The sequence below is a fragment of the Pedobacter frigiditerrae genome (assembly GCF_032678705.1).
Classification (GTDB): domain Bacteria; phylum Bacteroidota; class Bacteroidia; order Sphingobacteriales; family Sphingobacteriaceae; genus Pedobacter; species Pedobacter frigiditerrae_A.
Map to the genome: position 1 here is coordinate 1335562 of NZ_JAVTSS010000002.1, position 12877 is coordinate 1348438.

Below are 12877 nucleotides of genomic sequence, written 5' to 3' on the forward strand. Positions count from 1 at the left end.
TTTAATTTGTTGGAAGATAGATTAACAACAACAATCAGAGCCAATTAGCACATTGGTTTTTGGCATTATAAAAGTGATCAATTGATTTATGCAATAACTTTATATATTACGATTTTTAATGAGTGATCAAACTGAATTTAACAAGGATAATTATGTCCTTATCATGGCAGGCGGTGTAGGTAGCCGATTTTGGCCGAAAAGCAGAAATAGTTTCCCTAAACAGTTTATAGATATCTTAGGCACAGGAAAGTCTTTATTGCAACTAACCTATGAAAGGTTTTTAAAAGTCTGTCTGCCAGAGAATATTTATTTCCTAACCAATGAAAGTTACATTGGCTTAATTGTAGAGCAAATAGCAGGTGTCTCTGTCAACAATATTATTGGTGAGCCGTGCAGAAGAAATACAGCACCTTGTGTAGCTTATGCTGCTTTTAAGATTGCTGCACTTAACCCAAATGCAAATATTGTTGTAGCTCCTTCAGATCATTTGATTTTAAAAGAAGATGTATTTGTAGGGAGTATAAAAGAGGCATTGGTTTTTGCAAGTGAAAACGACGCCTTGCTTACTTTAGGGATAAAACCAACAAGACCTGATACTGGTTATGGATATATTAAGTATATACCTTCCAGTATGGAAATAAAAAAAGTAGAGCAGTTTCTTGAAAAACCGAACCTTGACAAGGCACAGCAATTCTTAGCAAGTGGTGACTATGTTTGGAATGCGGGAATATTTATATGGAATGTTCAAGCTGTATTAAATGCATTTAAGCAAAGTTCGCCTTCTATATTCGCTATATTCGAAAAAGGGAAGGACCAATACAATACGGTTGAGGAATTGGACTTTATTGCGGAGCATTATCCATTATGTGAAGATATCTCGATTGATTATGCCATTATGGAAAAAGCCGATAATGTTTTCACTACACCAGGCGATTTTGGTTGGTCTGATTTAGGTACTTGGGCTTCCTTGCATGAAGTGATGGACAAAGATAGCGAGGGAAATTCATTTTCTGGAAAATCTGTTGTTTTAACTGAAACGAAAAACTGTTTGGTTCAGCTTCCTAGGGAAAAAATTGCAGTGATCAAGGGTTTGTCGAACTTCATTATCGTTGATGATGAAAAGGTTTTAATGATTTACCCCAAAAACTTGGAACAAGAAATAAAAAAGGTTTCCGCAGAAGTAGTCGAAAAGCTTGGTGAACACTACCAATAGTAGAAAGTCCTTTGCTTCGCATTAAGATGCCCTCCAGATAGGTATTTGGGCAGCTGGGTATGTCGCCTTGCGTTATAGTCTAGTGAAGAGTTGAAAAGATCCTTTCATAACGATTTACCTAATATATCGATAAGGTGATCTTCGTTTATATGAGTCGTTAGTCGTCGGATGAGAATAGTATGGTACCTTATATTCATCCGATGACATTTAAATTTTGCTTAAGTAGTCTTGATAGGCTAGCTTTAAGCCCTCCTCCAACTCAATTTTATGTTTCCAGCCTAATCCATGCAATTTAGAGACGTCCATTAATTTACGTGGTGTACCATCTGGTTTTGTGCTATCAAAGGTTAACGCTCCTTTATAACCGACAATGCCAGCTATGGTTAAAGCTAAGTCTTTAATGGTTAAATCTTCCCCCGTGCCAATGTTAATTAGGTTAGGCTCATTGTAGCTTTGCATTAGGAAATAACAAGCATCAGCTAAATCATCTGCAAATAAAAACTCCCGCATAGGTGTTCCAGATCCCCAGATGATCACTTCTTTTGCTTCACTTTTTTTGGCTTCATCAAATCTACGGATCAATGCAGGTAGTACGTGTGAGTTTTGCGGATGATAATTATCGTTATAGCCGTAAAGGTTGGTCGGCATGACTGAGATAAAATTACAGCCGTATTGAGCCCTGTAGGCGTCACACATTTTAATGCCTGCTATTTTTGCGATCGCGTAAGGTTCGTTCGTTTCTTCTAATAAACCTGTTAATAGATATTCTTCTTTTAGCGGTTGTGGTGCTAATTTTGGATAAATACAACTAGAACCCAAGAACATCAATTTTGTAACTTGATTTACATAAGATTGGTGAATCACATTGTTCTGAATAGCTAGGTTTTCATATAGAAAATCTGCTCTGTAAGTATTGTTTGCTACAATTCCGCCTACTTTTGCTGCAGCTAAAAAAACATAATCTGGTTTTTCATTAGAAAAAAAATCCGCAACAGATTGTTGATTTCTTAGGTCTAATTCACTTGAATTTCTAGTGATGATGTTCGAGAAACCTTCTTTTTGCAGTTTGCGATAAATGGCAGAACCTACCATTCCCTTGTGTCCAGCGATGTATATTTTTGAGTTTTTTTCCAATTTTTTAATATTAGTGTTTGTTAGTTAAATACCGAATGAAAAAAACTTGGTAGCCTATATTCGTCCGATGACAGGTTTTTTTATTAGTAGTCGTCGGATGAAAAAAACTTGGTAGCCTATATTCGTCCGATGACAGGTTTTTTTATTAGTAGTCGTCGGATGAAAATGGTAGGGTAGCCTATATTCATCCGATGACAAATCTTATTTAAGATGCCATTGTTTTAGTGGTGCGGCTAACCGCTAATTTTTTTACAGCGTTGATAATCGCGTTGGTATCATATCCACAAATTGCCCAAAGTTCTGGCTGTTCACCATGTTCAATAAACTCATCGGGGATACCCAATCTCACTACATTGGCTTGGTAGTTATGGTCGGCCATGAATTCTATGATGGCACTACCCATGCCACCTTGTAAACAACCATCTTCTATGGTAATGATATTTTTATAACGACTGAAAACTTCATGCAACATTGTGGCATCGAGCGGTTTAACAAATCTTAGGTCGTAATGTGCTGGATGAATTCCTTCACTGTTCAATTCTTTACAAGCATCGACAGCAAAATTACCGACATGGCCAATTGATAAAATAGCTACATCTTCACCTTCGGAAATTTTACGCCCCTTTCCAATTTCTAGGGCTTTAAAAGGTCTTTTCCAATCTGCCATTACCCCACTACCACGTGGATAGCGAATAGTAAATGGCCCAATATTTTCTTGTTGGGCGGTAAACATCAGGTTGCGCAATTCCTCTTCATTCATTGGAGATGCGATCACCATATTAGGTATACAGCGCATGTAAGCTAAATCATAAGCGCCATGGTGGGTTGCGCCATCAGCACCTGCTAAACCCGCTCTATCTAAACAGAAAACAACATTCAGGTTTTGTATGGCCACATCGTGGATAACTTGATCGTACGCTCTTTGCATAAAACTTGAATAGATGTTGCAAAAAGGAACTAGGCCTTGTGTAGCTAGACCAGCTGAGAAAGTTACCGCGTGTTGCTCGGCAATACCAACATCAAATGCACGACTTGGCATGGCTTTCATCATGATATTCATTGAGGAACCAGAAGGCATGGCGGGTGTGATGCCTACAATTTTGGCATTTGCCTCGGCCAATTCAACTAAGGTGTGTCCAAATACATCTTGGTACTTTGGTGGTTGAGGTTTATCGGGAACTGATTTTTTAATTTCACCAGTAATTTTATCAAATAAGCCAGGTGCATGCCATTTGGTTTGGTCTTTTTCCGCCAATGCGAAACCTTTACCTTTCACCGTAACACAATGCAACAATTTTGGACCAGGTATGTCTTTTAAATCTTTTATGATACTAGCCAAACGTTTAACATCATGCCCATCTACTGGACCAAAATACCTAAAGTTTAGCGCCTCGAACATGTTGCTTTGTTTCAGCAATGTGCCTTTTATGCTTTTCTCTATTTTTTTAACGTATTTATGTGCATTAGGGCCAAGTTCCGATAGCTTGGTTAATACATTGGATACATCATCACGGAAACGATTGTATGATTTGGAAGTGGTAATGCTGGTTAGATATTCCTTTAATGCGCCAACATTAGGGTCTATTGACATGCAGTTGTCATTCAAAACCACTAATAGGTTAGAGTTCTCTATCCCTGCATGGTTTAAACCTTCAAATGCAAGGCCTGCTGTCATTGCGCCATCACCTATTACAGCTACGTGTTGTCTGTCTTTTTCTCCCTTATAATGTGAAGCTACAGCCATACCTAAAGCTGCAGAGATTGAGGTAGAAGAGTGACCTACACCAAAAGTATCATATTCACTTTCGCTGATTTTAGGGAAGCCGCTTATGCCATTCAAAATTCTGTTGGTATGGAATTGCCCCCTTCTTCCAGTTAGGATCTTATGTCCATAAGCTTGGTGGCCCACATCCCAAACCAATTTATCATAGGGTGTATTTAAGGCATAGTGCAAAGCTACCGTTAACTCTACAACGCCCAAACTGGCACCAAAATGCCCTCCATTTACACTTACCACATCAATAATGTATTGACGTAACTCTTGGCATATTTGCTCTAAATCTTGTTCGCTATACTGCTTTAAATCAGCAGGATAATTGATAGTTGATAATAGAGGTCCGGTTTTAACTTCCATGCAATAATATAAATTACAAATTACGGTATTTTGTTTTAACAATTCATTAAGAATTATTTCAAATTTATAACAAATAATCCACACTTTGAATTTCAAAGTATGATATTTCTATTTCAAAGCCTATTTATGTTTAAACTCATTATATTGGAAAATCTGCACAACTAATGTCTATTGCATTCATAGAATTATTAATAAAATAGCTATTTTTACCAAAAAAACACTTTCCCATAATGAAAAGAGATACTTTAATTTTTGATTTAATCGACAAGGAACTAAACAGACAAGAGCATGGTCTAGAGCTTATTGCATCAGAAAATTTTGTGAGCAAACAAGTGATGGAGGCAGCTGGTTCAGTATTAACGAATAAATATGCTGAAGGTTTGCCTGGGAAACGTTATTATGGCGGTTGTCAGGTTGTTGATGAGATTGAGAATTTAGCGATTGAAAGGGCGAAGAAGCTTTTTGGTGCAGCATGGGTAAATGTTCAACCACATTCTGGTGCACAAGCAAATGCTGCTGTGATGTTAGCAGTTATTCAGCCTGGAGATAAAATATTAGGTTTTGACCTTTCACATGGTGGACACTTAACACATGGCTCTCCGGTAAACTTTTCTGGTAAGTTATATCAACCACATTTTTATGGGGTTAAAAAAGAAGATGGTTTAATAGATTATGCTAAATTAGAAGAGGTTGCATTGGCTGAAAAACCAAAATTGATCATTTGTGGTGCATCGGCCTATTCTAGAGAATGGGATTATGCTTTCATCCGCAAGGTAGCGGATCAAATTGGAGCTTTAGTTTTAGCTGATATTTCTCACCCAGCTGGTTTCATCGCAAAAGGTTTATTGGCAAATCCTCTTCCTCATTGTCATATTGTAACTACTACAACTCATAAAACTTTACGTGGACCACGTGGTGGAATGATCATGATGGGACAAGATTTTGAAAATCCTTGGGGCTTAAAAACACCAAAAGGCGAAATCAGAATGATGTCGGCTTTGCTAGATATGGCAGTATTTCCGGGTACGCAAGGTGGTCCATTAGAACATATTATCGCAGCTAAAGCAATTGCTTTTGGTGAAGCTTTAACTGATGATTATTTAACTTATATTAAACAAGTAGGTGCTAATGCACAGGCAATGGCCAAGGCATTTGTTGCTAAAGGTTACGGAATTATTTCTGGTGGAACAGATAACCACTTGATGTTAATTGATTTAAGAAACAAAAATATAACTGGTAAAGTAGCAGAGGCTGCGTTAGAAAAAGCTGAAATAACCGTAAATAAAAATATGGTTCCTTTTGACGACAAATCTCCATTTGTTACTTCGGGAATGCGTGTAGGAACAGCGGCAATAACCTCTAGAGGTTTTAAAGAAACTGAAATGCAACAAATTGTTGATTTGATTGATGAAGTTTTAACAAATCCGGAAGATGAAAGTAACTTGCAAAGTGTAAAAGCTAAAGTTGAGGCTCTTGTAAGCCGTTTTCCGCTTTATAAATAGATCATACTAAATGTTTAAGAGTCCTAGTGTTTCTCCTGAATATGAAAAACAACGTCTTTCGGCATTGTATTCTTATGATATTTTAGGAGAAGCACTTGAGGATGAATTAGACAATCTTGTAAAGTTAGCTGCTCAAATTGCTAACGTGCCAATGGCCTATATTTCCTTTGTTGATAGGGAAAATATTATCCTAAAATCAGCTTTTGGGATTGGATCTGAATACAAAATCATACCTAGAAATGTAACTGTTTGTCAGCATACGATGATGTTAGACAAAATTTTCTTGGTGCCTGATGTTTCCTTAGATGCCGAACTATCTACAAATTCGATGTTGTCCTTAAACAATGGAATTCAGTTTTATGCAAGCGCACCCTTAAAAGATGCAGATGGTTTTGAATTGGGTTGTTTGGTTTTATTAGACAATGTTGCCAGGAACCTAACAGAAAATCAAATAGAAGCGCTAGAAACGCTTGCGGTACAGGTTGTTGCGCAATTAGCTTTAAAAAGGAAAAATGCGCAACTCATAGCTCAAACTCAACGCTATGATGAGTTTATAGATATTTTTACGGTTTCACCAGAAATCCATTGTATTTTAGATAGAAATGGGGCTATCCTTTTTATAAATGATGCCGTGACGCCTATGCTACAGTATTCTGTAAACGAGGTAACTGGCAAAGATATATGGAACTATTGCTATAGAGATGATATTGACAGGATAGTTTATGCCATAGAAAGAGGGCTTAGAAATAAAGAGAAACAGTTTAGGTTAGACTTTAGATTGGTTAGCAAAACTGGTGAGGTGAAATGGATTAGTTGGGGAATGGTTGCCAAAGAGCAAAGATGGTATTGTTATGGCAGGGACATAAGTGAAGCGAAAAAAGTAGAGCAAGAATTAACAAAACTATCGTTTGTTGCTAGCAAAGTAAATAACGGTGTTGTAATTAATGACCCACAGAATAATGTAATGTGGGTTAACGATGCATTCGAAAAAATTACAGGATTTAATTTAGAAGACTTAAAAGGTAAACCCCTAGGCGATTTGATTAGTGGACCAGAAACAGATTGGTCGCTGATTGAAAATGCCAGAACTTTAACAAGGCAAAAACAATCATTTACAGTTGATATTTTAGCTTACAGAAAGGACAAACAAAAAATATGGTTGTCTATTTACAATACGGTTGTTTTAGATATAGATGGTAAGGTAGAAACAGAAGTTGAAATTATTATTGACATTACCGAAAAGAAAAAGGCTGAAGAAGAACTTCAAATTTTGTCTCTTGTAGCGAGTAAAACAGATACAGGAGTTGCCATTACTAACGAAAGAGGTGAAATTACCTGGGTAAATGAAGCTTTGGAGAACTTGGTGGGTTATTCCTTAGATGAACTTTCTGGCAGCATGTTGGGAGACTTGCTTTCTTCTTCAGAAACCGACAAAGAAGTAATTGTTAACGCTAGAGAAAAAGCCCTAAACAAACAAGCTTATACCATTGAAGTTCTAGCTCATAAAAAGGACAAAACGCCAATTTGGCTGTCAGTGGCCAATACACCTATTATAAATGCAATAGGTCAGCTAGAAAGACAGGTTGAACTTATTTACGATATCACCAAACGTAAACAAATTGAAAAAGAGATGCTCGAATCTCGTGAGCAAGCTTTACAATTAAGTGAAGCAAAAGAGATGTTCCTTTCGGTGATGAGTCACGAGATACGAACGCCATTAAATGCAGTTATCGGCATGACACATTTGTTGTTGGATAATAACCCAAAAGCATCTCAAATCAATGATTTGAATATCTTAAAGTTTTCTGGCGAAAACTTATTAAACATCATCAATGATATATTAGATTTTACCAAGATTGAGACAGGGAACCTTCAATTAGAGTCGTCACCTTTTGATTTGCATTCGCTCAGCGTTGATATAATTAATTCATTGCAAATGAGTGCGGGTAAAAGAGGTAATCTTTTAAACCTATTTTATGACGATACTATACCAGAGCAATTATTAGGGGATAAAACGAGACTATACCAAGTTATTATTAATTTAATAGGCAATGCCATTAAGTTTACTGAAAATGGAAAAATAGACTTAGTTATTACGGTTAAAGGAAAAACCGATAACGAAGTAACCATTTATTTCGAAATAAAAGATACTGGTATTGGAATTCCGAAAGATAAACAGTCTTACATCTTTGAGACTTTTACTCAAGCTAGAGCTGATATATCAAGAAAATATGGTGGTACGGGCTTAGGACTGGCCATTACCAAAAAACTTCTAAAGCTATACAATTCAGAAATCAATGTTGAAAGTACGGAAGGTAAGGGCACCATATTTTCTTTTGCAATTAAATTCAATCTACTTTCAGACTCCTATGTAGCTACCAAACAAGCCAGCTCTACAACTGTGTTTACAGGCAAAAAGATTTTAGTTGTTGATGACAATGAGGTAAACATCCTTATTGCTAAGCGATTTTTAACGAAATGGGGATTAATTATTGACTTTGCCACCAATGGCGAGGAAGCTATAAATAAGGTAGTGAATAACATTTATGACCTTATTTTTATGGATATCAGAATGCCTGGAATTGATGGTTTTGATACCACTAGAATCATCCGAGAAATTCAAGGTGATTATTTTAAAACAGTACCAATTATAGCACTTACGGCATCTACGCTCCATAATGAAAATATGAAGTTTAAAGAATCAGGTATGAATGGACACATATTAAAGCCATTTAATCCGGATGAAATTAAGGAAGTATTGACGAATTACTTTAAGGGGTAGAGGCGTGGTGGCGTTTGGGATGTTTAGAGGGTTAGGGTTTAGCGGTTAGGGGACATTGATCAAAATGGCCGAAAAAGTAAAGGGCCGATACTTCAGAAGAAATATCGACCCTTACCATCTAAATTAACGCTCTCGAATAAATAAACGAATAACGCAGAATAAAGTTTTTAAAAAGTTTAAATATTTTTAATTATTCTCGTAACACCCTAATTCTGAGGGAAATATTCTTGATTTATTGTTTAGGTCTTTGTTTAAATAGCTTCCAAAATATGCATCAGTACTTAAGTTATAACCTTTATTGTTAGCTGGGCTAGTTGCATTTAGTTTAAAGTTTCCCTTCTCTACATTAATAAATGAGGGATCAGCATTTGAGATATTCCCATTTAGGTCATAGGCAGTAACCGTATTTTTTAAAAGGTTATTTTTTATGTTCGAAGTTAGTATTGTGTTGGACAATTTTTTGTCAATCATCAACTCATCTTTTAAGTTTCCCCAGATGATATTGTTTAAAAGGTCTACTGAAAGATTTGAGGCTTGGCTACTACTTATATAATCTGATAAATAAACCGCTGGTGTTTTACGAGCAAAATTAATGTTATACCCAGCAAAAGTATTCTGTTTCAAGTTATACCTACCGCCACCAACTCCGTAAAGTAAATATTGCCCGCAGTTAAAAAATAAATTATTAAAAGCTGCTAATTCTGTTTGATAACCTAAAAAACCAACAACTTCCATGTTTTTAATGATGCTGTTAGTTAGTAGCAATTTTGGTTTGTTGTTTAATGATAAAGAATCTACCGTAATACCAGCAATTCCATTTTTAATAATAGCATAATTGATATGAGAATCCTTACTATCGGGATAAAAATGTAAACCATTCCACTGACCTGTTTCGTCTTTGTAAAGTTTTTCTAATCTATCACTAGCAAATAAAATAGTATCTGTTTTAGTTCCTATGGCAGTTAAAGTTCCTTTAATGCTCATGGTAGCATTTCCATGGAATAGAATTCTTGTGCCTGGAGCAATGGTTAAATTGGCATCTTTACCAACAGTTACCGATTTATAGATGATGTAAGGCAATTTGCTATTCCATACCGTATTTGTTTGAATGGTACTACCATTTACAAAGTTTGCATTTTGCCCGTAAGCTACCAAAGGGATGTTTTGTTTTTTGCCATTGAAGGAAAATAGAATAGAATCCTCTACGATGAAGGGTAAATTTTGTATGGTTGGATTGATATTTACCTTCACAAAAACATTGATGGAATCATTCCCATTAATTTTTAGTTCGGTTGTTTCAGCAGTTGCAATGCCATTAATATTTAAGCTGTAGGCTGATGCATTTCCTCCGCTTAACTTTATGCTGTTGATGATTATAGCTTTGGAGTTAGGATTATAAATTTTTAATCTCCTACTACTAGAACCTATTGCTGTAAAAACTGTATCGAACAAAACGCTATCGGTTGAAAAAGCAATTTTTGCATCCACATCAAATGTAATATCTTCATCCTTATTGCAAGCTGCAAAAAGGAAAGAGAAGATTATACCTAAGAAAAGTAGTTTTAATCGCATATATTATTCTGCAAAAGCAATTGCTGCTATACTTAATTTTTTTATTCCAGCACTCAATAATGTATTTCCACAAGCTTCTAATGTTGCGCCAGTTGTAATTACATCATCAATTAATAAAACGTGCAAATTTTCTAATTGTTCTTTATTGTTGATTTTAAAAACAGATTGCATGTTTTCATATCGAGTGTATCTTGCTTTTTTGGTTTGGCTTTCGGTAGATTTATCTCTAAGCAAATGGCTTGTACTTACTGGAATATCTAATACTTTGGAAATGCCATTGACAATAAACTCACTTTGGTTATAACCTCTTATTCTTTCTTTTTTAGGGTGTAAGGGGACAGGAATAATTAAGTCTACATCCTCGTACTGGCTTCCTAATTTTATTCTATCACCTAATAAATTTCCAAGTTTAACTCCAACATCAGTTTGGCTTTTATACTTTAAACTGTGCATTAGATTTTGAACCTTTGTTCCTTTTCTAAAGTACAACATTGCCATTGCGGCATTTATAGGTAGCCTTCCCCAAAGTTGTTTGGCTACTCGATTGTCTGCGTGAAGATGATAATCTGTATAAGGTAAATCATAAAGACATTTGGTGCAAATTTCTTTTTCTCCGTAGTATAAATGTGTGCCACAAGCATTACAAAGCTCAGGAAAAAGCAATTCTATCATGTCTGTAGCTAAACGTTTTACGGCAATCATAATTCAATTTAGTGAATTTCTCTAGAAAAAGAGAAATTGATGTAAAATGGAAGAAGTAAGATGGAAGATGGATTTGAGAAATAGGGAACGGGGAAGATGTAAAATGGAAGATGGATTTTGGGATTTTGAGAAATAGGGAATAGGGAATAGGAAAATCTGAGATTGAAGAGGGAACTGCAAATTGTCAATTGATAACTGCCAACTAATTTCCTGCGGTTTCTTTTACTGCTAATTGTCCGCAGGCGGCGTCTATATCTTTGCCACGGCTTCGCCTGATGTTTGTATTTACTCCGTTTTTACGTAGATAGTCTGCAAAGGCATCAATTTTATCGCCTTCTGCATTAATAAAATCTGCAAACTGAATTGGGTTATATTCGATTAAGTTTACCTTACAAGGAACGTGTTTGCAGAATTTAACCAATTCCATGGCGTCTTGAATTTCATCATTGAAATTATTGAAAACAATGTATTCGTAAGTAACAGGGTTTTTCGTTTTCTGGAAATAATATTTTAAAGCCTCGGCTAATGCTTTTAAGGAATTATGCTCAGTAATTGGCATAATTTCGTGGCGTTTAATGTCATTAGCTGCGTGCAGGGAAAGTGCTAAATTAAATTTAGCGCCATCGTCACCTAATTTTTTAATCATTTTTGCGATGCCAGCCGTAGAAACAGTAATACGTTTATACGACATATTTAAACCATCTGGAGCTGTAATTCTTTCAATTGATTTAAGCACATTAGCATAGTTCAATAATGGCTCGCCCATCCCCATGTAAACAATGTTCGATAAAGGGATATTATAGTTTTTCTTTGCTTGTTGGTCAATTAAAACTACTTGGTCGTAAATTTCATCCGCGTTGAGGTTTCGCTTACGGTCCATATAACCCGTAGCGCAAAACTTGCAGGTTAAACTGCAGCCAACTTGAGAACTTACACAAGCGGTCATTCTTTCTTCTGTTGGAATTAAAACACCTTCGACAATGTTGCCATCATATAAACGGAAAGCATTTTTAATGGTATGGTCGTTACTAAATTGAGCACTATTTATTTCAACAACGTTGATGCTATAGTTATCATCTAATTTTTTGCGTAGGTCTTTAGATAGGTTACTCATCTCCTCAAAACTACGAGCAGATTTTTCCCAAAGCCATTGATATACTTGTTTTGCACGATAAGCTGGCTCTTTCATTTCAGTGAAATGTTGTTGCAGGCTTGGCAAATCCAAGGAACGGATGTCTATTTTTTTTGTTGATGTTAACATTTATTTATCGCCATAATGACCTAAAGCCGAGATAATAAAAACAGTAACGATATTTTCTTCAACTTTGTAAATTAATCTATCTTTTGAATTTATCTTTCTAGACCAAATGCCTGAAAGGTTATGCTTTAAAGCTTCTGGGTTCCCAATTCCTGTAGTTGGATGAATTTTTAATTCATCATAAATTTGGTTTATTCTTTTGATAGTTCCCTTATCTCCAGCTTTATAATGTCGTTTAAGGTCCTTTTCCGCTCTTGCTTCTAAAACTATAGTATATTTTCCCATAAAGATTTTGATGGGTCCATTGTTTTAAAATTTCCTTCTTTGATAGATTTTTCTGCACGTTCTACAGTTTCTACCAAATCCTTGCCATACAGCTCAATTGTTTTTTCCCTTTCAGAAAGTTCTTTCTTTTCGAAAGGAACTTTTAAAGCTTTTGCAACAGCTTTTAAGGCCGCTAATTGCTCTTTGTTCTCAGGATGCATAATTAATGTTTCCATAGGAGTTTTCTCTAATAACAAAAATATAATACAAAGGTAGTTAAAAAGCTTGAAGCTAAGAAGGTTGAAGGCAGAAGATG

Annotated in this window: 10 protein-coding genes; 3 read left to right on the forward strand and 7 right to left on the reverse strand. The window is 35.7% G+C overall.

Annotated elements, in window-relative coordinates; translation table 11 throughout:
* The first annotated feature begins 118 nt into the window (after positions 1 to 118).
* Positions 119 to 1213, forward strand: coding sequence for a mannose-1-phosphate guanylyltransferase (locus tag R2Q59_RS16530; protein WP_316786315.1), 1095 nt, complete (start codon positions 119 to 121; stop codon positions 1211 to 1213).
* Between the two features lie 207 nt (positions 1214 to 1420).
* On the opposite strand, the gene R2Q59_RS16535 is transcribed toward R2Q59_RS16530, so the two are convergent.
* Entirely contained in the window at positions 1421 to 2347 is a 927-nt protein-coding gene (locus R2Q59_RS16535; protein ID WP_316786316.1) for a GDP-L-fucose synthase, read from the reverse strand.
* Between the two features lie 205 nt (positions 2348 to 2552).
* Positions 2553 to 4481 carry a 1-deoxy-D-xylulose-5-phosphate synthase gene (gene dxs, locus R2Q59_RS16540; RefSeq protein WP_316786318.1) on the reverse strand — a complete coding sequence of 643 codons (1929 nt, stop codon included), beginning with the start codon at positions 4479 to 4481 and terminating at the stop codon, positions 2553 to 2555.
* A gap of 230 nt (positions 4482 to 4711) precedes the next feature.
* Here dxs and glyA point away from each other — a divergent pair, with 230 nt between their 5' ends.
* Positions 4712 to 5983, forward strand: a complete 1272-nt coding sequence (gene glyA, locus R2Q59_RS16545) for a serine hydroxymethyltransferase (RefSeq protein ID WP_316771035.1) — start codon at positions 4712 to 4714, stop codon at positions 5981 to 5983.
* A 10-nt stretch (positions 5984 to 5993) separates the two neighbouring features.
* Positions 5994 to 8765 (forward strand): PAS domain S-box protein, encoded by a 2772-nt coding sequence (locus R2Q59_RS16550; RefSeq protein WP_316786320.1) that lies wholly within the window; start codon positions 5994 to 5996, stop codon positions 8763 to 8765.
* 186 nt (positions 8766 to 8951) lie between these two features.
* Here the strand turns inward: R2Q59_RS16550 and R2Q59_RS16555 are convergent, their stop codons facing one another.
* From R2Q59_RS16555 to R2Q59_RS16575, 5 genes are all read right to left on the reverse strand, one after another.
* Positions 8952 to 10337 carry a hypothetical protein gene (locus tag R2Q59_RS16555; protein ID WP_316786322.1) on the reverse strand — a complete coding sequence of 462 codons (1386 nt, stop codon included), beginning with the start codon at positions 10335 to 10337 and terminating at the stop codon, positions 8952 to 8954.
* 3 nt (positions 10338 to 10340) lie between these two features.
* Entirely contained in the window at positions 10341 to 11039 is a 699-nt protein-coding gene (locus tag R2Q59_RS16560; RefSeq protein ID WP_316786323.1) for a ComF family protein, read from the reverse strand.
* 202 nt (positions 11040 to 11241) lie between these two features.
* Positions 11242 to 12300 (reverse strand): 23S rRNA (adenine(2503)-C(2))-methyltransferase RlmN, encoded by a 1059-nt coding sequence (gene rlmN, locus R2Q59_RS16565; protein ID WP_316771043.1) that lies wholly within the window; start codon positions 12298 to 12300, stop codon positions 11242 to 11244.
* The gene (locus R2Q59_RS16570; RefSeq protein ID WP_316786325.1) at positions 12301 to 12582 is read right to left on the reverse strand and encodes a Txe/YoeB family addiction module toxin; all 282 of its coding nucleotides are present in this window, start codon (positions 12580 to 12582) and stop codon (positions 12301 to 12303) included.
* The gene (locus R2Q59_RS16575; RefSeq protein WP_316786327.1) at positions 12564 to 12797 is read right to left on the reverse strand and encodes a DUF2683 family protein; all 234 of its coding nucleotides are present in this window, start codon (positions 12795 to 12797) and stop codon (positions 12564 to 12566) included. Before R2Q59_RS16575 ends, R2Q59_RS16570 begins: the two co-directional genes overlap by 19 nt.
* Positions 12798 to 12877 lie beyond the last annotated feature (80 nt).

Bases quoted from the DNA above. Each gene is read 5' to 3' on its own strand.
- R2Q59_RS16530 (WP_316786315.1), top strand. From the start codon at position 119: ATGAGTGATCAAACTGAATTTAACAAGGATAATTATGTCCTTATCATG.
- dxs (WP_316786318.1), bottom strand. From the start codon at position 4,481: ATGGAAGTTAAAACCGGACCTCTATTATCAACTATCAATTATCCTGCT.
- glyA (WP_316771035.1), top strand. From the start codon at position 4,712: ATGAAAAGAGATACTTTAATTTTTGATTTAATCGACAAGGAACTAAAC.
- R2Q59_RS16550 (WP_316786320.1), top strand. From the start codon at position 5,994: ATGTTTAAGAGTCCTAGTGTTTCTCCTGAATATGAAAAACAACGTCTT.
- R2Q59_RS16555 (WP_316786322.1), bottom strand. From the start codon at position 10,337: ATGCGATTAAAACTACTTTTCTTAGGTATAATCTTCTCTTTCCTTTTT.
- R2Q59_RS16560 (WP_316786323.1), bottom strand. From the start codon at position 11,039: ATGATTGCCGTAAAACGTTTAGCTACAGACATGATAGAATTGCTTTTT.
- rlmN (WP_316771043.1), bottom strand. From the start codon at position 12,300: ATGTTAACATCAACAAAAAAAATAGACATCCGTTCCTTGGATTTGCCA.
- R2Q59_RS16570 (WP_316786325.1), bottom strand. From the start codon at position 12,582: ATGGGAAAATATACTATAGTTTTAGAAGCAAGAGCGGAAAAGGACCTT.
- R2Q59_RS16575 (WP_316786327.1), bottom strand. From the start codon at position 12,797: ATGGAAACATTAATTATGCATCCTGAGAACAAAGAGCAATTAGCGGCC.